Origin of the sequence: Cupriavidus sp. UME77, assembly GCF_014170355.1 — a bacterium.
Classification (GTDB): Bacteria; Pseudomonadota; Gammaproteobacteria; order Burkholderiales; family Burkholderiaceae; genus Cupriavidus; species Cupriavidus basilensis.
The window spans coordinates 73,473-94,530 of sequence record NZ_LZZU01000075.1 but is presented as its reverse complement, the minus strand read 5'-3'; the positions used below and the strand labels follow the sequence as shown (position 1 = coordinate 94,530).

Genomic DNA, 21,058 nt, shown 5'->3' with positions numbered 1-21,058 from the left:
TGAACCACGCTGCCGATCGAAGTCCGCCGCGGTGTCCTTTGCCATGCTGAACGCCGCGGCACTGGTGGCCGATCTGGACGCCGCTCTGCAGCCGCTGATGGCTGCGGCCGGCGTTACCGATGGCGACGTTGCGGGACAGTTCTTCGCCTGCGAAGCCGGTGAGCAATGGCCCGCCGCATGCTCAGCCAAGAGGATCGGGTGGCTCGTGCAATGGCTGTTAGCGGAAGACCGCGACGCAGCCCGGCTAGCTACCCGCTGAGCGACTTCCAACGCGCTGTGCCTGACTGGCACTTTCAATCTCCTTCTCTCGTTTCCCGCAGGGTGTCCAGCGCCGCCCTCGGGCAGCTGGCCCCCCAACCTTATGAGGCCAGCATGACCCAAACCATTGATCTGTTTCCGCAAGGCGCCTTTGAGCCCGTCGAAAAGAAGATCGACCGCGCCGTCGCTGTGGTCGTCGGGCTGTTCCGCGCAGGCCATCCGTTGTTTCTCGCGTTTAGCGGGGGTAAGGACAGTAGCGTTGTAGCGGCGATCGTCCTTCACGCGGCGCTGGAGTATCGCGCTGCAGGCGGCCGACCGGTGGTCTTCGCCACGACCGGCGATACCCTCGTGGAATCCCCGGAAGTCACCCAACACTTCGCGCAGGAACTGCGCCGCATGCGGGCGTTCGGTAAGGCCCATGGATTTTCCGTTACCACTGGCATTGCACGGCCAGGATTGAGCGCAACCTTTCAGGTGAAAGTGCTGTCCGGCCGCGCGTTACCGAGCTTCCCTGGTGCCCACGGCGACTGCAGCACTGACCTCAAGATCTTGCCACAGCGGGCGTTGCGGCGAAGACTGTTCCGTGATGTGGCGGAGCGCGGCATGGCTGAGCCTGTGACGTGCCTTGGCACTCGCTACGATGAAGGCGATCGGCGAGCCGCGAAGATGAAGGCGCGCGGCGAGTCGGATCAGGTGCCTGTGCGCAACCGTGATGGTGAGCTGGTCCTCAGCCCGATTGCACATTTCGGAGTGGACGATGTGTGGGAGGCCATTGCTCTCTACAGCAGCGGGCAGCTGCCGGGCTACTCGGACTTCGAGGAGACCAAGCGGCTGTACGCCCACTCTGTCGGAACGTCGTGCGCCGTTGTGGCCGATGCCATCCTTGCCGGATCTAGCGGCCGCCGGCAGGGCAAATGCGGCGCGAGGCTTGGCTGCCATGTTTGCCAGATGGCCGAGGACAAAAGCCTCGCCAACATGATTGCCTATGACGAGCGCTATGCCTACGCATCGGGCCTACACAAGCTCAACCAGTTTATCCGGAGCACCCGGTTCGACTGGTCGCGCCGGCACTGGATTGGCCGGACGATCCGTGAGGGTTACATCAAGATCCAGCCCGATACGTACAGCCCATCGATGCTGCGCGAGTTGTTCCGCTACATGCTGCAGATCGATTTCGACGAACAGGCTCGAGCTGCCAGAGCGGGGGAACGGCCACGGTTCGAAATGCTGCCGTTGGAGATGATCGTTGCGATCGACGCCTTGCAGTCGCTCAATGGCGTCGCGAAACCGTTCGCCTGCTGGGCGGACAGGCGCGACGTCTTCGAGCGCGGCATACGTTTTGACGTACCGGCAGTGGAACCTGTTGCCATGTCGGCGGTCCCGGCCCCCCGCTTCCTGTTCGTTGGGAATAGCTGGGACGAAAAGGCACCTAGCGCAGAGTGGACGGGCATGCGGGATCCATTTCTTGAAGCAATGACTGCGGACTCGCCGTGTGCGCCGGATCTGGCGAGGACAGGGGCGGGGAGAGTCATATGGGATATGCCCACCGAGCAGCAATTCTCGGTGGACATAGAATCGGCAACGCTCCTTCAGGATTTCGAGCTCGCGGGGATGCTGGCAATGCATGACCGCGGCGTTGAGCCTGGTCAGGTGACGGCGGGATATCGCTGGTACCTGCAGTATGGGGTTTTGACTCTCTCACACGCGCAGCGCGCGGAACACGATGCCGTATGCCGACGCACTGCGTTCAAGGACCGCTTGGGGCTTACGCTTGAGTATGACCTTGGCCAGTTGAGGTCGCTGGCTGTCGAGTATGCGGAGCTCCCCAAGGGTGCCCAGTTGGCGTGGAGTTACGCTGCCGCCTACCAGGAGGATCTGCTGTTCGCCGCCTGAGGCGCATTGAGCCTTAAGAAGAGCGCCCCGACATCGTGAGATGCCGGGGCGTTTTGTCGTTCGTGGGGTCAATGTGATACGTACTTATCATCGGCTAGGAATGCGCGCTCTCGGTGAGCCGCTTCCCGCAAAAGCTCGTCGAAATCGGTGAGCTTTTGACCATCGACCCCCGTGGTTAATCCGACAGAATGTCGCTGGAGCGACATGCTTGCTCTATCGGACCGACGCGGCGGCTGGCCCCCTTTCGCGGCTAAAGAAGGCGCTGCCCACGTCTATTTCAGATCCCATCTAGGAATGAACAAATGCGTTATCCCGGCATAGCGAGGGCGATTCTTCTGTCCTCCGCGCTACTTTTGTCCCATCAAGCTCTGGCTGGTTCGGCCCAAGCAACGATCGCGGCCACCTTCACACAGACGCAAGACTGCGTATTTGGTAGCGGAGGTGCATCGTGGACCCAGCCAATGGTCATCAGTGGCTCGGTACTCCAGCAGCCGCTTACCGGTCAGCGAAGCGGGCCTTCCGCCGTGCGGCTGGGATGTACGGCCGGAACGCCGTGGCAGCTCGGCATCAGCCCCGGCACCGCCGCCGGGTCATCGGACGCGAAGCGGTTGATGGTTGGCCAGACGAGCGGTGCGACGCTGGAGGTGAAGTTCTTTCAGGACGCAGCGCGTACCGTGCCTTGGGGAAATACCCCCGGGGCGAACGTGATGTCGGGGGTAGGCACTCCGTCACCGGCCCCGGCCATTTACTACTCGATCCCAAACCAACCGTCTGCGGCACCTGATACCTATAACGGCAGCTTTGACTTCGTTGTGACCTACTAGCTGGACGCAGAAAGCGCTTCCAGAAGACACCTGCAAAACCGGACCAGTCATGAAGACCCGTACCACAAGAAAGCACGCCATTGCCCTTTTGCTAGTCGCTGCGGCCTTGCCGCTCGGCGCGCACGCAGACACCAGGAGCGTGACCCTGGACATATCCATGTCCGTCACCGCCGATTGCTTGATCTCGGCGACCCCACTCAACTTCGGCACGGGAAGCATTATGCAAAACGCCGTGACGCAGCAGGCCAACCTGTCGGTGACCTGCACAAACACGGTGCCCTACCAAGTGGCCCTGGACGAAGGGACAGTGCCGGGATCGACGGTCACCAACCGCCTGATGGCTGGTACTGGAGCCAATACGATCGGCTTCAACGTCTACAGGGATGCTGCCTACACGCAAGTGTGGGGAAAGACCGTGGGAACGGATACCTACGCAGGTACTGGCAATGGCGCGGCGCAGTCGATCCCGCTCTACGGCCAAATCACAAAGACGATGATCGTCGGCTCGCTTATCCCGGATAGCTACGCAACCACGCTCACCGCGACGCTCTCGTTCTAATAAGCGCCACCCCCGGCAACGGGGGAGCCCCTCTGCGTGCAAGCACTTCGCTGCGCGAACCCCACCCCAAGCCCTCAATGCACTTCGACCTACGCCTAGCCTTCGTTGCGGCGGCCGCAATCGCGACGCTGCACGCCAACGCCGCCTCTTTACAGGCATCCCCGATTTCCATCAACGTTGACGCGGAAAGGGGGGCGGCGACCTTGACGTTGAAGAACACGGACGATGCCCCGGTGCAAGCGCAGGTTCGACTTTTCCGTTGGACGCAAGCGGACAACAAGGACGTTCTTGAGCCGACGGAGGAGGTGCTGGCCAGCCCGCCGTTCGCAAGTATCAAGGCGAACGGCACTCAGCTGGTGCGGGTCGTCTTGACGGATCCCGCATTGAGTGTGCCGGAGCGCAACTATCGCATTCTCGTCGACGAAATTCCGAATCCAGAAGCAACGCCAAAGGGCATCACAGTGAATTTCCGCTACTCGATCCCGGTTCGGGTGGTGCGGCAAGCGGACGCCAGCGTTCAACCCAAACTCGTTTCTGCCTGGGTCGCAGACGGCGCTTCGCTCGCGCTCACGCTTCGCAACGAAGGTACCGGCAGGGCGCAGATTAGCGCAGTGTCAGCCAACGGCTCTGGGACCGAAGGAACCGTCCTGGAGAAGGGCCTGCTTGGCTATGTGCTTCCCGGCGCGGAGCGAACTTGGGTGTTCTCCATGCCGACGGAATCACTGGCCAAGGCCACACGGTCCTTCACCGCGCGGGTCAATGGTATGGACGCCAAGTTCGTGCAACGCCCCGATTAAGCATGCGCCAGCGCTTCAAGCGCGCGCGCCGGTCGTCGGTGACGCGTGCTATCCCGAAAGGACTGGCCTTTATCATGGCGCTACTTGCCAGCTACCCGGCGGTCAGCCATGCCCAAGGAGGCACGAGTGAGCGCGCAGAGCGGCTGCTGCTGGAAGCCTATGTCAACAGCGTCGATACCGGGAGAATCGTCCGCGTTGAGCAGCGGGGAGGCGAATTCTTCGTGGAGGCTGAACAGCTTCGATCGCTTTCCATTCGAGTACCTGGCAAGCAGAAGCTAAAGCTTGGCACCGTGCCGGGGTTGGCGTTTGAGTATGACGGCGCGAATCAGCGGTTGCTTTTGACGGCCGCGCCGGACCTCCTCCCAGAGAGCCACCTGTCTGCACCCGGCCGATCCATCGCTGCCGCGTCTGGTGGCTCCGGAATGATCCTAAACTACGACCTCGCGGCGATGAATGACCTGAAGGGGTCCGGGCGACCGACGCTGTCGACCTGGGCTGAGCTGAGGGGTTTCTCGCCCAAAGGCGTAGCAAGCAACACCGGAACGTTCCGGAGCCAGGGTAGCAAGTACACCAGACTGGATTCGTCGTGGGAGTACCTTTCGGCCGCGGACATGCGGGGCTACAAGGTGGGTGACCTGATCAGCGGGTCGTTGCCGTGGACCCGCGCTGTGCGCATGGGCGGCTTCCAAATCCGGCGGAATTTCGGCACCAGGCCAGACCTGATTACGTTTCCCACGCCGACGTTCGATGGAAAGGCGGTGGTCGCCTCTACCGTCGATGTCCTCATCAACGACGCCAAGGTGTTCAGTGGTGAGACCAACGCAGGCCCCTTTGTCATCAACAATGTGCCGGCATTGGTTGGGGCAAACACCGCCTCCGTCGTGGTCAAAGACTATTTGGGGCGCAACGTGGTCACGACAGTCCCGATCTATGTGGACAATCGCCTCCTAAAAGAAGGGCTGTCCGACTATTCGCTCGAGGCAGGGTGGCTCCGCTCGGGATACGGGACAAAGTCCTTTGAGTACGGCCTGGGGGCGGCCGCGTCAGGTAGCTATTCCTATGGATTCTCAAGATCGCTCACGTTGCAGGCGCACGCAGAAGCGGGCAGCAAACTGTTCAACGCAGGGACCGGGGCGGTGTTCCTGTTGCCGGTAGCGGGCGTGCTGACTGGCAACCTTGCCGTCAGCAGTTTCGCTGGGACTCTGGGCAAGAAGTATGGGGCAAGCTACCAATACAGCTCCCGGCAGATCTCTCTGAATGCGCAAGGTAGCCTGGCAGACCGGAACTATGCCGATATCGGCAGTGTGTCCGGCACGCCGAACCAGCGCAGTCTCTACAGTGTGTCTGGATCCATCCCGGTGACCAGCACGGGTAGTGTCAGCGCGACCTGGATCTCCGCAGTGTCGTGGCAAGGCAACAGATCCGGAAGCGCGGTGGCCACGCTCTCTTACCGAATCCTCCCCGGTGTCAATATCGTTGGGTCCGTCCGAAAGTCCCTATACGGCGAAGGAGGAGTCAGTGCCTATCTGGGCATCTCCTTCAACCTCGGCAAGGCGACAAACGTGACGATTAGTGGCGGCAGGCAAGACGGTGGCGCGTCCGCTGGGGTGTCAGTTTCTGGCCGTCCGGACTACACAAACAGCTTTGGGTATAGCGTGCAAACTACCCATGAGGCGCAAAGCTACCGCAATTTCGGCAGGCTCGACTATCTCGGGCAAGCACTCAGTGCATACGGGGCGCTGGACCAAGGGCGGGGCTCCGAAGTGGTGTCGGGCGGCGTCAGCGGCAGCGTAGCGTACATGGCAGGTCAGGCCTTTGCCACGCGAACCATCAACGACGGTTTCGCCGTGGTCTCGACCGACGGCGTCGCCGGCGTCCCTGTGATGGGCGAGAACCGCTATGTGGCCAAGACCAACGCAGATGGCTACGCGCTGGTGCCAGACCTGCTCAGCTACCAGAACAACCAAATTTCCATCGACACCTCAATGTTGAAGGCCAACCAGAGCATCGAGGTCGATGCCAAGTACGCTGTTCCGACCTACCGCTCGGGTGTGCTGGTGGAATTTCCGGTCAAGCGTTTCAGGGGCGGCTTGCTGGAACTGGTTGGCGAAGACGGCACGCAGCTTCCGGTAGGCACGCCTGTCGCCATCGGCGCTGGCGGCGGCGTCGCAACGGTCGGATTTGATGGGAAGGTCTTCCTGGAGCAGGTCGTGAAGGGGGCGAGCCTTAGGGCGAAGGTGGGCGGTCGCGAGTGTCTTGTGACGCTGCCCGACGCAATCGAACACAAAGGCGTTGGCAGAATCGGCCGATTTGTATGCCGGCCTGTTGAGTCATGAGATCCATGGTCGCCATGAGAGTCTTGATCCGGTTTATGTTCACCGCCGCAGTACTGCTGGTCGGCGTGGCTGGCACGACGCCGGCACGCGCGGCGAGCGGAAGCTGCTCGTTCTCGATCAGCAATCTGGTCTTCGGCAACGTCTCAACGATCTCGCCCAATCCGGTCGACGTGACGGCGACGCTGACAGCGAACTGCAGCGGATTTAGCACTTCCGCTGTGCAGATCTGCGCGGCATCCATCGGTTTTCCTCACTCCGATGGCACGCGACAGATGTCGAATGGGCGAGACGCCCTGGCGTACCAGCTGTACTCGGATGCTGGCCGCCAGAACGTTTGGGGCACAGCCAACAGCGGCATCGCGCCGGCGCCCGGCTACAGTATGTCCCTCTCGAACGGGAGTGGAACGGCCACCTTTCCGGTCTATGGCCGCTTGTTCGGCGGCCAATTCTCAGCCGGTGCCGGCGCTTACGTGGACACCTACAGCGGGTCCAACGCAGAGCTTCTCTATTTCGGCGGCGATGCTGGTGGCCAGCCCTGCGCCGTTGGCAGCGTTGCGACGTACGAAGTCGCCTTCAATGTGGTCGCTACCGTCATTCCCGACTGCGACATGACGGTGCAGCGGAACCTGGTGTTTCCGGCCACAGGCTTAATCCGCTCGCCGTTGAGTGTGTCTTTCCAGCTGGGCGCCACGTGCACAAATCGCTCGAGCTACAGCATCAGCCTTGACGACGGGGCCTCGAGCGGCGGCCCGTCGCGGGTGGACCAGCGCTATCTGAACCTTGCGAGCGGTGGCACGGCCTACCTCGTCGCTTACAACCTATATCTGGACAGTGCCGCGACCCAAGTTTGGGGGGATGGGACCCGGGGTACCGCTGTTCTGCAGGGAACGGGTATTGGTCAGAAGCAGGCCTATGTCGGCTACGGACGCGTTCCCCCTCAGGCCTTGCCGGCCCCAGGCACGTACACCGGCCGGGTGACCGCGACAATCACATACTGACAGGCTTAGTTTTCCAGATTTGGGAGCGGATAGTGCGCTCGAGTTGAAAGCTCGCAAGAATCGCATAGCTTTCAACGATCGCGACTGCCCGCGCGGAAGCAACAATAGTGGAGGCGCTAGTCCGCGAGAACGGAAGGTCGCGCTGCCACCAACAGGAATAATTAATACTGTGAGAAAGCTCCTCCTAATTGCCCTGGCCATAGGGGCAGGACTGGCCAACGCAGCTGAGCCTAACGCGCAACTGCCCGTGGTGCGTGTCGTGAAGTGGACTTTGACGAAGGACGGCTCGGTCCGAACCGGCTATGTTCCATTGTCCGCGGCCAATACCGATGCCGTGCTGTGGCGCGACGAAAGCCAATACACCTGGACTGACAGCTGCTCCGTGTTGAAGGACGGCACCACCCTGACGACGAAGGCGGTTACAGATCTAGGGGTCAATGTCACTATCGCTGGGGACCCTCAGGTGCTCGGGGAAGCGTCGCTTGACGTGTTTCCGCTCGAGGTAGCGGTATCCGCTCGTCGACTGGTTAAGACGGGTGCCGCACTGTCCGACCACGTGGCGCGCGCGGTTGATGTCCCGGAATTCGACGGGCGGATATCCCGTCAAATCATCACTTCGCGCCCTGGTGAAGATGTCGTCGCGGATGCCACGGCCCACTATCGCCTTACCTATAGCGTGGAGTAGGGGCAAGCGAAATGCAAGTACATCGAGCCAGAGGCGGCGACCCGTCAAGGGGTGAAGATCGTTGGGTGGGTGACGGGAATGTATATCGCCTGAAGGGCGTAGGAGAGGTTCATGAGTACGGGCTTGCCCGCTGGTTCGCGTACGTGAACGGACAAGCTACAACAGGCCCATACGCTACCCGTGAAGAGGCACAGCGCGCAGCTGTTGCTGCCGCCGATGCTCGCGTGTTGCAGGAGGTGACTGCTGCGCAGGATGCATTCTGGCCTCAGTGCGCAATGATAGTGGGCGGCGCCGTGGCCCTGTGGCTGATCCTGTCGATCGGGATCGCCATCGGCTCACTGCCGTCGTGGTTGGATCATCCCGAGTACGGGCTGATATGGTGTTGCGTCCTGGCTGTTGGCAGCGCGTGGATGGGCCAGCAACTGCTAGGAAGCGGCCATTTCTCTGCAGGCTTTGCGCCGCAGATCCTTTGCATTTTCACGGTATTCCCTGTGGCAGCGTACCCCGGTCATGTCGGGTTGCTTCTCACAATTGCTGCCGCCCTAAGCGGACTGCTCGCACTGGCAGGGGTAGTGGTGCTCTGCCACCAGGCTTTGGGCCGTCGGCGTCGATTTCCAACCTTGAGAGGCTAAATTCGCATCGCCGCGTCGAATACAAAAGGGAGCCGCGCGGGCTCCCTTTTTGCTACATTCTGGTTCCCGCTTACAGCGCGGCGGCGTCCTTCAGCTTCTTCAGTGGGCGCACCTTCACCTTAACGGTGGCCGGCTTGGCTGCGAACCACTGGTCCTCACCGGTGAACGGGTTTTTGCCGAAGCGCTTCTTGGTGGCCGCCACTTGCAGTGCAGTGACTTTGAGCAGGCCGGGGAGCGTGAATTCGCCCGCACCCTTCTTGTGCACCGCGCTCAGGACCGTGTTTTCCAGATGGGCCAGCACGGTCTTAACGGTCTTGGCGTCCAGCTCGGTCTGGGCGACCAGATGGGCCAGCAAGCTCGCTTTGGTGAAGGTTTCCTTCAGCGGCTTCGCTACTGGCGCAGCCGCTGCGGCTTTCCTTGCCGGTGCGGCCGCCTTCGTGGCAGGTGCCGCTGCCTTCTTGGCGGCAGGCTTGGCCGGGGTCTTTACGACAGCTTTCGCTTTGGTTGCCATGGATTCTTCTGTGGTCTGGTTACTCGTTGATATATCGCCGTGGAGGCGTTCGAGAGAATAGCAAAATCCATGCGGCGTGTGCGACTGCGTGAAACCAACGATTACAACTGCATGCCGATGGTAGCCCTGATCCGGTCGCAGGTGCGCGTGCTGGCCAGCCCAAGCAGCTTGCTGACTTCATCCCGGCCGTGGCCGGCAAGTAGCTGGCGCCGGCAGTACGTGTTGCGCAGCACCCGCGGGCTCATGTCTTCGTCTTCGAAATCGGTGGCCATGAGCGCCGCTCGCACAATCTTGCCAAAGCTCATATCGGTGATCGGCTCGCCGCTGGCCCTCAGTGAGAAAACGAGGTCGCCGGCGACCGGCAGTGTCTGGCGGCGAACGTGCCATTCCGCCAGGATCGGGACCGCGAAGGACCCGATCGGGACTGTGCGAATATCGCGCGCGCCGTGGGCTGGCACGCGCAGATAGGGCGTGGAAGTGCCTGGCTGCAGATCCTCCCGCCTGGCCGTGCGCGCTTCTGCTGCGGTGATGCCGGTGGCTAGGAAGAATGCCACGATGGCACGGCTTCGCAAGGCTGCCAGATCGTCGCCGTTGTGCGGCTGAACCCACGCCTGCAGCCGGGCGTCGGCGTCTTCGGGCAGATAGATAGGGTCCGGCTCATCCTTCGGCCAGTGGCCATTCCGCACCAGCTGATTGGCTGGGTTGCTCTCGCGCACGCCCACGGCAACCAGATGCCGGCAAAGCCGGTCCAGCAGCTTCAGATAACGCATGCGCGTGGCGGTGCTATAGCCGAGCGCGTCCGGCGATTGCCAGAAGGTATCGATATGGTCCGGGCCGAAAGTGGCCAGGGTGGCTTGGGCGGCCACCAGATGACGCCTGAAGTGTTCGAACATGGCCTGATGCTGGACGATCGAGCGGGCGGCGAAAGGGCGTCTGTCGGCGCCCGCGGCTTCACGGCGTTGCCAGTCTGCGTAGGCGAGGGTGGGGTTGCTGAGCCAGAGGGTGTCGACGGATGTCATGGCGTATTTATATACTGAATTTTGCATCCCCCACACCCCTGCCGCCTCTACGAGGCGGACATTGCCCGCAAGAAGAGGGGGCACGCGCCCTGGCGGCGAGAGGTCCGCCACTTCGTGGACCCGAAGGCAAGTCTGCCGGCGTGCTCATGCCCGATGCGGGTTCCGCTTGAGGTGGGCGTAGCGCGGATAGCGCCCGTCAAGCATTTCTTCTATCGCCTGCTGCCGGTCTCCGTCCTCAGGGTCAGGGGGGCACTCCAGCAGGTTTGTGTCTGCACAGAAACGCATGATTTCCAACAGCAACGCTTCGCGCCGCGGCGGTGGGAAATGCAGGCGTCTGGCTTTGGTCCAGCAGCGGTAGCCGGCATGAGTGAGGGCAAGCAGGGCGTCGGGCGTGCCATCGAGGTTGGCAGCGAGGGCCTTGGCTTCCAACTGCAGGGGGATGGTGATAGTCATTGGTTATGGAGATTCGTCAGGGCAATCCAACGGGAAGCGATGTGCGCGCGGTTTCCCATTCCTTCCTCGACATCGGCTTCGGCGGTCAGGCCACTCGGTCCTTGGAAAAGGGCCCGGATGGTTGCCCAACGGGGCGCAATGCCAGGCAGGTGTCGGTAGGCGTGAATGACGCGCTCGCCCACCGTGAACGGCCCAGCGCGGCGGAAATAGGGCAGCCCGTTGGGAAAGTGCCCGATCTCTTCGGAGAGTTCATTGCCTAGGCCGTCCAGATACTGGCCGAGCTGGGAGCGCTGCATCCCGATGCCGCCGCTGGTTTCCATGATCGTCGGTGCGCTGCCAGCACCGACCTGACGCGCCAATCGCTCCACGGCCGCACGCATCACCCGACGGTAGTGCATGCCGCCGGCGAGAAAGACCGGGCCGACCTGGTCGGGCCACACCGCACCGGCCATCGCGGTCGACAGGTCCGAGACCATGATCTCCGCGCGATCCGCAGTCATACGGGCATCGTAGGGGGCAATCTCCGCGTCCGGTTGGATAAAGCCATGCTGTGCCGAGAGAATGATGACCTGGGGCTGCGCATCGGCTGGCACGTGCGCGCGAAACGTTTCGTACATGACGCCTCGATACAGGTCGATGGCTGGGGCAGGGTGGTCAAGCTTTGTGGCGGAGCAGGCCATCAGCACCAAAGGACGAGCCATTGATCGTGCGACGGATCCGCGAGCGAGTTCGTCGAAGAGGTTGAGTTGGGGGGAGTGAGCCCGCATCGGAAGCACCTGGGTGATGAACGTGCATCCAATCTACCCGGGCGGGGCTGAAGTCAAGGTCGGTTCGTCGAAGCCCGTCAAATGTCGCGGCCGGCGCGTTTGGTATTGCGTGCACCGACGATCGAGGCTTCGCTGCGCGTCGCCAACTCCGGAATTGGCATCTGCATCATGTTGCGAGCAGCCTCGCGTATCGCGCTCGTGAGGCACTCACGTTTGCCAGCCAGGTCAAGACTCCCATGGTCCCGGATCAAGCGGGTCGCGTTGAAGCGCCAAGCGGGAAGCCGTGCGGTGGCTCCGGACTCGGGTGCCGCGCTGATGCCGACGGTGGCGTGGCACACATGGTCCATTCCCAGTTGAACCGTATCGTAGTGAATCACTAGGACCGTGCCGGCGGCACTAAAAAAGCGCTCGAACTCGGTCGAAATCAAATCCTGCACGACGGCACCTGGATCACCTACCGGCTCGTCGCCGTAGGCGAGGACGCTGAGAGCTAACGCGGGCGGGGCGGCAAAGGTGAGGGCGGCGCTAATTGCGGCGATGGTGCTACGCATTTATTTCTCCTGACGGATGAAGATCCTTCGGCTTCCAAGCCGGAACCTTGAGTGTTCAGTCTGTCAGGATGCCCTCCCACCAGCGAAGTCAAGAGGCGGCGGCAGGTGGCTTGCGGCTGCGGGCGGGTCTCTGCGCGTCGCTACCGGCGCCGTGGGTGTCCAGTTCCGCATGGCCCTTGGTCTCGGCCTGCTTTGCGGTTTCGGCCAGCCTTTCCCGCAGTGCTTTCAGTTCTGCCTGAGCGCCGGCAGCAACGCCGACAGCCTCGGTCAGCCTCTCTCGCGTGGATTGGTGCGCGGCCTGCGCTTCCGCCAGTTCCCCGCGTGCCCGCCCTTCCCGTTGCTCCGCGCTGGCCAGCCGTGCCTCGGCTTGTGCCTGGGCCGTTTCGGCGGCGGCCCGCCGTGCCTCGGCAACGGCTGCCATCTTGTCGGCTTCCGTGCGTGCCGTTTGCTCGGCAGCCAGTTGAGCCCGCAGTTGCACCAATTCCTCCTCGAGGCGCGGCAAGGCTTCCAACCTGAGTTCGGCCTGAGCCAACATGCGCCGTACAACGGCGGTATCCTCGCGCTCGCGCTCGGCATCTTGGGTCAGGCGCTCGATCTCGGCGGATTGACCAGCGGCTTTGCCAGCGAGCGTGTCGCGCTCGGTGGTAATCTGGAGCAATTGCTCTGACAGCGCGTCTCGCTCTGCCTCCAGCGCTTCGCCGTTGGCGCTATACACGGAAAGCTCGTGCAGCGCCTGGGCCAGCGCCGCTTCCGATTCAGAGGCAGCTTCCTCGGCGACCTTGGAAAGCTCCGCACCCAATGCCGATAGCAGGCGCGTGTTTGGTTCGCTCACCTTGCGCGGCGCTGGCTTGAGATGGCTCCGCCAAGCGGTCCAGTGTCGGTGGATCGTGTTCATGCTTCCGCTGTTACCCAGCCGTTCACGAACGGCCGTCAGCGTTGGCTTCTGGTTTTCAGCGATCAGCGCGTCGGCCGCGGCCGCGACGCTTTCGTAGGACACCCCTTGGCGAGCCATATCGTATTCTCCTGTACCAGCCGTATCGTATTTTTAATAATACGATACGATACGCTATTTTCCCAACCCGGCGCCTAAAACTGCCGGCGGGAGGGCTCGAACTGCATTGCCCGGTGACATGCGACCCGTTCGGCGGATAGTAAGCGAAGTCGAAGCCTCCCGGCCAGATACCGCGGCTGGCTTTGCACAGACCTAGGTGGCTTGCCGCTTACGGCGCCGATCCCTGCCACCCTGAACCCGCGCGCGAAAACTCAAGCACGCGCCTGGGGCCGTCCAACAGGAAAGACCATCCGCTGCTTCCGTTCCAAACGAAGGAGACGGCGTGGGGCCAAAGACCTGGCCCGATACGCGGACCAGGAGAGTTCGGCTGCGACCCAAGCTTTGGCGAAGGCGCCAAGGTGCCGCGCGGACTGTAAGTTGCCCGCGGCCCTGCACGCGGCTATCTCCTCGAGCCAAACATGCAAATGCCCACGCTCTGCCATGATTTCGTCGACAAAGGCGCAGGCGCATAGCACTTTCGCGAGCTCTCCGTGCGAATCGGTCTGACGGAGCTGCCTGAACCAGTATGCGAGCGCCTGCCGGCGACTCTTGTGGCCGTCGGCGTGAAGGACGCCGCCAGTCCCGTGATTGGCCAGTTCTATAAGATCGCCTAGCAAGCTCGCTCTGACCAACATGGATGTCGCGTCGAGCCATTCGAGGAAAACGGTGGCTGGCGTCCTGGGAAAAATAAAATTCATTGTCGAAGGTAGGAGTTTACCGAGGTCCCATTTACAACGGCATAACTTCTCCGACCTTTACGAGTTCCCCCTTGAGTTCCGCCGCTACGGAGCCACTTCGGATACGCGAACTGGAAGCACCTAAAACTTATCCCGAAGAGTTTTGTAGAAGATGGGGAATCCAATGCGCACCGTCCTTCTTTAGATGGTCGATTTAATCCATGCACAACCATCTGTGATATTTTTGCACCAAGTGAATTCAGAAACCGAGATGTGATCCGTAAATCATATAATAAGGCTTATGTTAAATCGTGAACATGTGAACGAATTGAGGTTGCGCCATGCCCGTTGAACACATTGAATGCCCGCTCTGCCATGGCGCATCAATTGCTGAGCCCCAGCGGTTGTACGGCGGCGGCTACGAGTACCAGTGCCCAACCTGTGGCGGCCCGTTTGAGGTGGGCACCAGCGCCCAGGCTCATGCTGAAAAAGGCGGAATCCACCCGCAAGCAATCGAGCAAATGCAGAAACTCTTGGCCGAGGGCAAGCGGCCTCGTGTGGAGTTCATCGTGGCCACCCCGAATAGCTACTACTCCGTTACTGTTGTCCCGCCCAGCGCGACCACAGAGTTGGTGATGCGTGCCTAGCAGCAGACTTTTCCCTGCCAACACGGAACCAGATCAACAAGAGTGTCATGTTTATTCCTACTACCCACACGGCATTGAACTACCGAGGCACGGGCGAAATTAGGGGATCCCGCTTGGGCTCCAGCCTGCATCTCACCGGAGACGGGCACTGGGTGATCGCCAGGAATGGAGAAAAGACGGTTCTCGATGAAGACGCGTTCTTCGACCTGTTGACGCAAACCAAGTGACCCGCGCGAGCGCTGTCTGGCCGGCCTCCACGCTGGCCGCGCGCTTAGACGGAGTTCCAACCGGGCCAAAACGCGCCCGGTTTTTTTATGCCGAGACAGATAGCGGGTTATGTCTAGCGGTGCCCTGTTCGCCGGGTTGTCCGGGCGCGCAGCGCACGCCTGGTGGTCGCCCCTCGGACAGGCGGTTTCTTGCGTTATTGAACTGGCACCCACTACGACACCTCCGGCGCGGATCCACGCCCTGGACCAGCCGCCCGATCCTCTCCCCCAAGCTCCTCCTGCCCGTGCTCGCGCTGACCACAGCCGCGAGGGCGTGACCGCTACGCCCCGCAGTCCGACTATGGGATGAGTCCGACATAAGGACAAGGGCCCACTATAGGAAAGTACCGGCGTGACGGGCCACTATGGCCCGTACGCCATGACAGCCAAGGGACTCGCAGTTGCACAACAGGATAGAGGGCCACTATGGGGAGAGACCAGGCACAACCCGGCGGTATGCATAACAAAAGGCAGTCGTGACACTATGGTCAGAACCAACACTTCACCACCAGACAAGGATCACGCGATGCGGCTCAACAAGGGTGTAAAGCCTGCCGTGCCGGCTTACTACGGCCAGTTTGTGTCATCCACTGCGACGACTTCCGGATCGGTCCATCCCATCCAGGAAAAGGCGAAAACATGGATTAATCTGCCGGCGCTGGCGGGTTTATCCGTATTTCTCAAGGGATTAAAGCTAAAACCGATGGCAGCGAAACCCCCGCTTTCGGGCAGGCGATTTCCGTTACAAAAGCATCTGTGCGGTGTGGCTAGTTTTTGGTTGTAATATAGCGGTCAGGCTTTGGCAGAACGCCAGAGAAGGGGGCTGGGAAAGGGCCGACGGCAATCGGCCCCACCCAGTGGTCAATAACCATAACGGAGATTCATATGATTACTGAATTCACCGGACTGATCATCGCGCTGACAATGCTGGTGATCGTGCTCCGGAAATAACACAGTAGAAAACGGGCAATCGATTCGTCGGAAGTGAGTCGATTGCTCTACCGCATCACACCGATTAGCCAGGGTTTCGACACCACTTGTTAATCAATGCGTGACAGCATCTTTTCACGTAACCGCCCCGCACGTCAACCTATCTAAACCCGGATGCACCCCGAAGCATCCCCCGACTGCCCCTCCTGTGCACCCAGAAGCATCCCCGACCGCCCCTCCCTCTGATATGCCACTGAAGATACGCTACTGATCGTCTGCGCGGCGCAGGATTTGCGCATGCGGTGGGCGAAATGTGGAGCAAGATGTACATAACGCACATTTCAGCCTATTAGCACAGGGCGACTCGCAAGTCTCCCATCTCACAGCCACCTCCCCGCAGGCGACCCGCGGAATAAGTTAAGTCTGCAGCCGGCGGTAGGCGTTGAAATGCCGGATTGCGCGCATCCCGTTGCCAAGCGTTTCGTAAATACGGGCTGCGTTGAAGTGGGCATCGGCAAAGTCCGGTGCAAGCGCAATGCATCGCTCGTAACTTGAGAGCGCGTCCCCTGTTCGGCCCATGTCCTCCAGGGCAACACCAAGATTGAAGTGGAGCAGCGGTTCGTTCGGCAGATGTGAGATTCCGAAACGATACAGTTCCACTGCATCGCCAAACCGGCCGGTGTCGCACAGCATGCAGCCCAGGTTGAGGTAGGGATCAAGAAATGTCGGCTCAGCCTCCAGCGCGCGACGGTACGCTGCCTCGGCTTCGATCGGCTTCTCCGTTTCCAGCTCGGCGCCGACGAGAAACCAATCTTGCGCCTCGGCCGCCGGCGCCCGCGCATCGTGCAGAGACTCCACGACTGCCGCGCCCGGCTCTCCAGGCTCAAAGTCCATCAGCATCTGACCCGACACGGCCTGCCATCCCCTACCCTCGTCTTTTGTCGCCACCTCGTTGCCCATCGCACGAATCCGCACACCGGTCAGCGGCTGGCCGGCGCCACGAGATGCCTTCACCCGCGCAAGCGCTCGGACGATCAATCTCGTTGGTATCCTCGCGTCATGCAGCGAATTCGCGGTCCTGAGCAGCACCATGTCCTGAAACGTGAATAGGAGTTGCCGGCGCGGCCCGCGTGTGGGCGTGATGATTCCCTCGGTGACCAACCTAGAGGCCACCGAGCGCGGGATGCCCAGCATCGTCTCGGCGTCCTTCAGGGTGTACGTCGGCATTGGCCCGTCACTTTTTTGCCGCTGAAGCTCGCTTGGCGGGAGCCGGCGCCGGCGCCGCTGTGGCACGCTTCGCGGACTTCTTGCTCTTGCCCTCCGCGGCAGCCGCTGAGGTCGCCGCCTTGATTCCGGCCTGTTTGCCCCGGGCCATGCTTGCGCGCAGGGCCTCCATCAGGTCGATCACTTCGGCGCCCTCGCGTGGTTCCCGCCGCTCTTCGCTCACGGTGATCTTTTTGCCCGCGATCTTCTTATCGATCGCTGCCAAGATGCGGTCTTTCTCCTCATCCTTGTAGGCTGCGGGGTCGTACCCTTCCACCGAGTTCTGTTCGATCAGCTGTCTAGCCAAAGCCAGTTCGGCTGGCTGGACCTCAGCTTTCTCCACGTGCAGATCCAGCATCGATCGGACCTCGTCAGCATAGAGCAGTTGCTGGAGCACCAGGCCTTCGTCGTTCGCCCGCACCTGCACCATGTACTGCTTGCCTTTCCAGACCCACTGCGCGAGCGCACAGGTCCCCGTCTTTCGCATGGCTTCGGCCAACAAGTTGTATGGCTTACCACCGCGCTTGTCCGGGCCCAGGTAGTAGGCCTTGTCGAAATAGATGGGGTCGACGGCTCCGGCCGGCATGAACGAGACGATATCGATCGTGTGCTTCGCCTCGTCTTCCAACGCCTTCAGTTCGTCCGGCTCAAACACAGCATAGTGATCCGGCTCGAACTCGTAGCCCTTGACCATCTCGGACCGCTCGACCACCACATCCTCTCGGATGCAAACATACTGCTGCTTGAGCCTGGAGCCGCAGCCTTTGTGCAGCAGATTGAAGCCGACCCCCGAGTTGCTTTCCGTGGCACTGAAGATCTTCACGGGGATCGACACGAGGCCGAAGCTGAGAGAGAGGGAAGCAATGGAACGGGCAGCCATGGCGATCTCCGTGCAGGTCAGGAGTACATCGATCTAGCTTAGATCGTGCCCACCGAATCGGCGGCGTTCCACTGTCACTTTGCGGATAGGTGAGCACTTCCTGGAAAAACATGTGCATGTAATTTCTGTCGGACCTGCATGGCGACCAGTGCCATACCACGTGTCGGACAGCGGCCTATTGCCGCTTCCATGGGGCGGGGAAATACTGCGATTACCGAAGACGAGGCAACGGAGACGGTCATGGCGAACAAGAATGTGCACGTCGTTCCACACGGCGATCAATGGCATGTCCTGCGCGAGCGAGCCCACGAGCCCTCTTCTACACATGACGACCTGGGGGACGCCATCGCGGCCGGCACGGCGGAGGCTAAGCAGGACAAGGTCGAGTTGCCGGTCCATGGGCGAGATGGGCAGATCCGCACGCGCAACAGCTACGGGGAGGATCCCCGCGGCGTGAAAGGGTAAAGCCCGCGCCAACCCGTCTCTGAACACAGTCCATGGCTAAGTCGGCCTCTTCCAACGCGCGGACCCTGGAGCGATACCGTCAGAAGCGTGATTTCGCCGCGACGACGGAGCCGAATGGCCAGGTGTCCGCCCTGGGCGTCGCCAGCGGCGCCCTGAGCTTTGTCGTGCAGAAACATGCGGCTCGCCGGCTCCATTACGACTTTCGGCTCGAGCTGGAGGGTACCCTCAAGAGTTGGGCGGTCCCCAAGGGACCCAGCCTGGATCCCGCAGAGAAGCGGATGGCCGTGCATGTCGAGGATCACCCGCTGGATTATGCGAGCTTCGAAGGCGTGATCCCGCCCAAGGCATACGGGGCCGGCACGGTCATCGTTTGGGATCGAGGGACGTGGACGCCGGTCGGCGATCCGGTGGCCGGCTACCACAGCGGCAAGCTGAAGTTCGAACTTCAAGGTGAGAAGCTACATGGCCATTGGACCTTGGTCAGGATGCACGGCCGCGGCGACGAGCGTCAGGATCCGTGGCTCTTGATCAAGGAGCGGGACGCGTTCGCGCGCTCGGCCGCCGCGTACGACATCACCGAGGCCCTGCCGGACAGCGTGCTGGCCCAGCGCAACAGCCAATCGGCTGCCGGTGGTAACGCAAAGATTGCCGTGCCGAAGCCGCGCCGCTCGCGCCTAGGCCAGGGCCGGCAGACACTACCCGCTGCAGCACGCCCCGCCCCCCTTGCGCTTGCGTTGGCCCCGCAACTGGCGACGCTCGCTTCAACGGTGCCGCGCAATGCCAAACAATGGGCCTATGAGATCAAGTTCGACGGCAATCGGTTGTTGGCTAGGGTCGACGGCGATGACGTCCGTCTCTTCACAAGAAATGGCCATGACTGGACATCGCGCCTCAAATCGCTTGCGGCGGAGATACGCGCTCTTGGCCTCGGCTCCGCCTGGCTGGATGGGGAGATCGTGATACTCAGCGACAAGGGCACCACGGACTTCCAGGCGCTACAGAATGCCTTTGATAGATCGAAGGTGGAGGACATCCAGTACTTCGTCTTTGACCTCCCCTTCTTCCAAGGCCACGACCTACGACAGGTCCCGTTGGCCGAGCGCAGGGCGCTGCTCAAGGAGGTGATAGCCGTGCGAGCCGTGCCAGCCGTGACACGAGTCAGGTACAGCGAGGCCTTTGAGGGCACGCCTGACGACCTTCTTGCCGTAGCGTGCCAGATGGGCCTGGAAGGTCTGATTGGCAAGCGCGTCGACGCGCCCTATGTCTGCGCCCGGGCGCCCAGCTGGATCAAGCTCAAATGCAAACAGCGGCAAGAATTCGTCATCTGCGGGTTCACGGCCCCGAAGGGAAGCCGACAAGGCCTCGGCGCGCTCCTGCTTGGCGTGCACGATGAGACCGGGAAACTGCACTACGCGGGCAGCGTTGGCAGCGGTCTGGATTCGCGCATGCTGACCAAGTTGCTCGCCATCCTGACTGAACTGGAAGTGCCAGGCTGCCCGTTTGGAAAAACACCGCCGCGCGTAGCCGCCCGATGGGTCAAGCCGAAGCTGGTGGCCGAGATCTCATTCGCCGAGTGGACCAAAGAAGGCCGAATCCGGCATCCCGTCTACCATGCCTTGCGCGCTGACAAGGCCGCTGGCAACGTGACAAGGGAACGGCCGTTCGATGTGGAACAGCCCCGGCCTCGGCCCGCGCGCTCGGTCAAGGTATCCAACGCGGAGCGCGTGATTGATCCAACGACCGGGCTGACGAAAGGCGACCTGGCCGGCTTCTACGAAGCCATCGCGCCGCACCTGCTGCCTCATCTCCGCGGGCGCCCTGTGTCCTTGGTACGCGGGCCAACGGGCATCGACGGCGAGCTGTTCTTTCAGAAGCACGCCGAAACCATCAAAGTCCCGGGGATCAACGTCCTCGATGCCAGCCTATGGGCAGGACATCCGCCGCTCCTGGAGATCGCCAGCGAGACGGCCATCGTTGCCGCTGCGCAGCTGAATGTGATCGAGTTTCACACTTGGAATGCCACCAAGAGAACCATCGACAATCCCGATCGCGTCATCTTCGATCTGGACCCCGGCGATGACGTGCCATGGCGGCACATGCTTGACGCCGCCATGCTGACGAAGACGTTGCTGGATGAACTTGGACTGGTGAGCTTTCTGAAGACCAGTGGTGGCAAAGGCCTGCATGTCGTTGTTCCCATGGCACCAAAACTGCCGTGGACCACGGTGAAGAAGTTCTCACAAGATGTCGTTCTCCATATCGCCCAGACCATTCCGCAGCGCTTCGTTTCCAAGAGTGGGTCGCGCAATCGCGTGGGTAAGATCTACATCGACTACCTGCGCAACGGCCAAGGTGCGACGACGGTGTCCGCATTCTCTGCGCGCGCACGGCCAGGTCTCGGGGTTTCGGTTCCGGTATCCTGGCAGGAACTGGAGGAACTGACAGCGGGCGATCATTGGACGATCCAGACCGCCCTGCAGCGCGTGGAAGCCGCCGGCTACGTCGATCCGTGGGCGGAGTACGCCGATACTAGAAAGGTGCAACAAATTGGTACGGCCATCCGCAAGCTGGCTGGCTAGTCGATTGGAGAATTTGT

21 protein-coding genes are annotated in these 21,058 nt (G+C 61.5%); 13 read left to right on the top strand and 8 right to left on the bottom strand.

Annotated elements, in window-relative coordinates:
* The first annotated feature begins 43 nt into the window (after positions 1–43).
* From A9975_RS30030 to A9975_RS29995, 8 genes are all read left to right on the top strand, one after another.
* A complete protein-coding gene (locus A9975_RS30030; protein WP_183035928.1) occupies positions 44–259 on the top strand; it encodes a hypothetical protein in 216 nt (71 codons plus the stop codon).
* Positions 260–372: 113 nt separating this feature from the next.
* Positions 373–2,151: a phosphoadenosine phosphosulfate reductase family protein gene (locus A9975_RS30025; RefSeq protein WP_183035927.1), complete on the top strand. Its 1,779-nt coding sequence runs from the start codon at positions 373–375 to the stop codon at positions 2,149–2,151.
* A 302-nt stretch (positions 2,152–2,453) separates the two neighbouring features.
* A complete protein-coding gene (locus A9975_RS30020) occupies positions 2,454–2,975 on the top strand; it encodes a spore coat protein U domain-containing protein (RefSeq protein ID WP_183035926.1) in 522 nt (173 codons plus the stop codon).
* 49 nt (positions 2,976–3,024) lie between these two features.
* Positions 3,025–3,534, top strand: a complete 510-nt coding sequence (locus A9975_RS30015) for a spore coat U domain-containing protein (RefSeq protein WP_183035925.1) — start codon at positions 3,025–3,027, stop codon at positions 3,532–3,534.
* Between the two features lie 77 nt (positions 3,535–3,611).
* Positions 3,612–4,331, top strand: coding sequence for a molecular chaperone (locus A9975_RS30010; RefSeq protein ID WP_183035924.1), 720 nt, complete (start codon positions 3,612–3,614; stop codon positions 4,329–4,331).
* A 2-nt stretch (positions 4,332–4,333) separates the two neighbouring features.
* Positions 4,334–6,667 carry a fimbria/pilus outer membrane usher protein gene (locus A9975_RS30005; RefSeq protein WP_183035923.1) on the top strand — a complete coding sequence of 778 codons (2,334 nt, stop codon included), beginning with the start codon at positions 4,334–4,336 and terminating at the stop codon, positions 6,665–6,667.
* A 5-nt stretch (positions 6,668–6,672) separates the two neighbouring features.
* Positions 6,673–7,665, top strand: coding sequence for a spore coat U domain-containing protein (locus A9975_RS30000; RefSeq protein WP_183035922.1), 993 nt, complete (start codon positions 6,673–6,675; stop codon positions 7,663–7,665).
* Between the two features lie 169 nt (positions 7,666–7,834).
* Positions 7,835–8,350: a hypothetical protein gene (locus tag A9975_RS29995; RefSeq protein ID WP_183035921.1), complete on the top strand. Its 516-nt coding sequence runs from the start codon at positions 7,835–7,837 to the stop codon at positions 8,348–8,350.
* A 702-nt stretch (positions 8,351–9,052) separates the two neighbouring features.
* Here A9975_RS29995 and A9975_RS29990 read toward each other — a convergent pair.
* From A9975_RS29990 to A9975_RS29965, 6 genes are all read right to left on the bottom strand, one after another.
* Positions 9,053–9,493 carry an HU family DNA-binding protein gene (locus A9975_RS29990; RefSeq protein ID WP_183035920.1) on the bottom strand — a complete coding sequence of 147 codons (441 nt, stop codon included), beginning with the start codon at positions 9,491–9,493 and terminating at the stop codon, positions 9,053–9,055.
* Positions 9,494–9,594: 101 nt separating this feature from the next.
* Positions 9,595–10,512 carry a tyrosine-type recombinase/integrase gene (locus tag A9975_RS29985; RefSeq protein ID WP_183035919.1) on the bottom strand — a complete coding sequence of 306 codons (918 nt, stop codon included), beginning with the start codon at positions 10,510–10,512 and terminating at the stop codon, positions 9,595–9,597.
* 144 nt (positions 10,513–10,656) lie between these two features.
* Positions 10,657–10,965 carry a hypothetical protein gene (locus tag A9975_RS29980; protein ID WP_255504032.1) on the bottom strand — a complete coding sequence of 103 codons (309 nt, stop codon included), beginning with the start codon at positions 10,963–10,965 and terminating at the stop codon, positions 10,657–10,659.
* Positions 10,962–11,645 carry a DUF6884 domain-containing protein gene (locus A9975_RS29975; RefSeq protein ID WP_370565809.1) on the bottom strand — a complete coding sequence of 228 codons (684 nt, stop codon included), beginning with the start codon at positions 11,643–11,645 and terminating at the stop codon, positions 10,962–10,964. The genes A9975_RS29980 and A9975_RS29975 overlap by 4 nt, the downstream gene beginning before the upstream one ends.
* 164 nt (positions 11,646–11,809) lie before the next feature.
* Positions 11,810–12,283, bottom strand: coding sequence for a hypothetical protein (locus tag A9975_RS29970; protein WP_183035918.1), 474 nt, complete (start codon positions 12,281–12,283; stop codon positions 11,810–11,812).
* Positions 12,284–12,371: 88 nt separating this feature from the next.
* Entirely contained in the window at positions 12,372–13,295 is a 924-nt protein-coding gene (locus A9975_RS29965) for a DNA-binding protein (RefSeq protein ID WP_183035917.1), read from the bottom strand.
* Positions 13,296–14,352: 1,057 nt separating this feature from the next.
* Here A9975_RS29965 and A9975_RS29960 point away from each other — a divergent pair.
* From A9975_RS29960 to A9975_RS29950, 3 genes are all read left to right on the top strand, one after another.
* Positions 14,353–14,658 (top strand): hypothetical protein, encoded by a 306-nt coding sequence (locus A9975_RS29960; protein WP_183035916.1) that lies wholly within the window; start codon positions 14,353–14,355, stop codon positions 14,656–14,658.
* A 47-nt stretch (positions 14,659–14,705) separates the two neighbouring features.
* Complete coding sequence (locus A9975_RS29955) at positions 14,706–14,885, top strand: hypothetical protein (protein WP_183035915.1); 180 nt, start codon at positions 14,706–14,708, stop codon at positions 14,883–14,885.
* Between the two features lie 565 nt (positions 14,886–15,450).
* The gene (locus A9975_RS29950) at positions 15,451–15,708 is read left to right on the top strand and encodes a hypothetical protein (protein ID WP_183035914.1); all 258 of its coding nucleotides are present in this window, start codon (positions 15,451–15,453) and stop codon (positions 15,706–15,708) included.
* A 563-nt stretch (positions 15,709–16,271) separates the two neighbouring features.
* Here A9975_RS29950 and A9975_RS29945 read toward each other — a convergent pair.
* Positions 16,272–17,081, bottom strand: a complete 810-nt coding sequence (locus A9975_RS29945) for a tetratricopeptide repeat protein (RefSeq protein ID WP_183035913.1) — start codon at positions 17,079–17,081, stop codon at positions 16,272–16,274.
* Between the two features lie 7 nt (positions 17,082–17,088).
* Positions 17,089–17,997, bottom strand: a complete 909-nt coding sequence (locus A9975_RS29940) for a Ku protein (RefSeq protein WP_183035912.1) — start codon at positions 17,995–17,997, stop codon at positions 17,089–17,091.
* Between the two features lie 240 nt (positions 17,998–18,237).
* Here A9975_RS29940 and A9975_RS29935 point away from each other — a divergent pair, with 240 nt between their 5' ends.
* The gene (locus tag A9975_RS29935) at positions 18,238–18,462 is read left to right on the top strand and encodes a DUF2188 domain-containing protein (protein ID WP_183035911.1); all 225 of its coding nucleotides are present in this window, start codon (positions 18,238–18,240) and stop codon (positions 18,460–18,462) included.
* Positions 18,463–18,494: 32 nt separating this feature from the next.
* Entirely contained in the window at positions 18,495–21,041 is a 2,547-nt protein-coding gene (gene ligD, locus A9975_RS29930) for a DNA ligase D (protein WP_183035910.1), read from the top strand.
* Positions 21,042–21,058: the final 17 nt, after the last annotated feature.

Coding starts and splice junctions, on each gene's coding strand:
- A9975_RS29980 (WP_255504032.1), bottom strand. CDS start 10,965: ATGACTATCACCATCCCCCTGCAGTTGGAAGCCAAGGCCCTCGCTGCC.
- ligD (WP_183035910.1), top strand. CDS start 18,495: ATGGCTAAGTCGGCCTCTTCCAACGCGCGGACCCTGGAGCGATACCGT.
- A9975_RS29950 (WP_183035914.1), top strand. CDS start 15,451: ATGCGGCTCAACAAGGGTGTAAAGCCTGCCGTGCCGGCTTACTACGGC.
- A9975_RS30030 (WP_183035928.1), top strand. CDS start 44: ATGCTGAACGCCGCGGCACTGGTGGCCGATCTGGACGCCGCTCTGCAG.
- A9975_RS30005 (WP_183035923.1), top strand. CDS start 4,334: ATGCGCCAGCGCTTCAAGCGCGCGCGCCGGTCGTCGGTGACGCGTGCT.
- A9975_RS29970 (WP_183035918.1), bottom strand. CDS start 12,283: ATGCGTAGCACCATCGCCGCAATTAGCGCCGCCCTCACCTTTGCCGCC.
- A9975_RS29965 (WP_183035917.1), bottom strand. CDS start 13,295: ATGGCTCGCCAAGGGGTGTCCTACGAAAGCGTCGCGGCCGCGGCCGAC.
- A9975_RS30015 (WP_183035925.1), top strand. CDS start 3,025: ATGAAGACCCGTACCACAAGAAAGCACGCCATTGCCCTTTTGCTAGTC.
- A9975_RS30000 (WP_183035922.1), top strand. CDS start 6,673: ATGGTCGCCATGAGAGTCTTGATCCGGTTTATGTTCACCGCCGCAGTA.
- A9975_RS29975 (WP_370565809.1), bottom strand. CDS start 11,645: ATGGCCTGCTCCGCCACAAAGCTTGACCACCCTGCCCCAGCCATCGAC.
- A9975_RS29960 (WP_183035916.1), top strand. CDS start 14,353: ATGCCCGTTGAACACATTGAATGCCCGCTCTGCCATGGCGCATCAATT.
- A9975_RS30025 (WP_183035927.1), top strand. CDS start 373: ATGACCCAAACCATTGATCTGTTTCCGCAAGGCGCCTTTGAGCCCGTC.
- A9975_RS29990 (WP_183035920.1), bottom strand. CDS start 9,493: ATGGCAACCAAAGCGAAAGCTGTCGTAAAGACCCCGGCCAAGCCTGCC.
- A9975_RS30010 (WP_183035924.1), top strand. CDS start 3,612: ATGCACTTCGACCTACGCCTAGCCTTCGTTGCGGCGGCCGCAATCGCG.
- A9975_RS29935 (WP_183035911.1), top strand. CDS start 18,238: ATGGCGAACAAGAATGTGCACGTCGTTCCACACGGCGATCAATGGCAT.
- A9975_RS29955 (WP_183035915.1), top strand. CDS start 14,706: ATGTTTATTCCTACTACCCACACGGCATTGAACTACCGAGGCACGGGC.
- A9975_RS29985 (WP_183035919.1), bottom strand. CDS start 10,512: ATGACATCCGTCGACACCCTCTGGCTCAGCAACCCCACCCTCGCCTAC.
- A9975_RS29940 (WP_183035912.1), bottom strand. CDS start 17,997: ATGGCTGCCCGTTCCATTGCTTCCCTCTCTCTCAGCTTCGGCCTCGTG.
- A9975_RS29945 (WP_183035913.1), bottom strand. CDS start 17,081: ATGCCGACGTACACCCTGAAGGACGCCGAGACGATGCTGGGCATCCCG.
- A9975_RS30020 (WP_183035926.1), top strand. CDS start 2,454: ATGCGTTATCCCGGCATAGCGAGGGCGATTCTTCTGTCCTCCGCGCTA.